This window comes from Pseudoneobacillus rhizolycopersici (assembly GCF_054786815.1).
The window spans coordinates 1-267 of sequence record NZ_JBTOOE010000113.1 but is presented as its reverse complement, the minus strand read 5'-3'; the positions used below and the strand labels follow the sequence as shown (position 1 = coordinate 267).

Here is a 267-nt window from a genome sequence, read left to right as displayed (position 1 = left end):
ATGAAGAGATAAACCGCACGGCGAACCTTTTCCATTCCTTAGGGGTCCGCAAGGGCGACAAGGTCGCATTGCATCTGGATAACTGTCCGGAATTTATCTTTTGCTGGTTTGGACTGGCAAAAATTGGCGCCATTATGGTGCCGATTAATGCCCGCTTGCTGGGCGAAGAGAGCGCCTGGATCCTGCAAAACAGCCAGGTGAGCCTGCTGGTCACCAGTGCCGAGTTTTATCCTATGTACCGCCAGATACGGCTGGAAAATACCACTC

The 267-nt window shown here is 52.1% G+C and carries 1 protein-coding gene; it reads left to right on the top strand.

Annotated features, from left to right (window positions below):
- Positions 1–267, top strand: a 267-nt coding sequence (locus ACX9YW_RS23060) for an AMP-binding protein (protein WP_460351061.1), incomplete at both ends; no start/stop codon positions are given.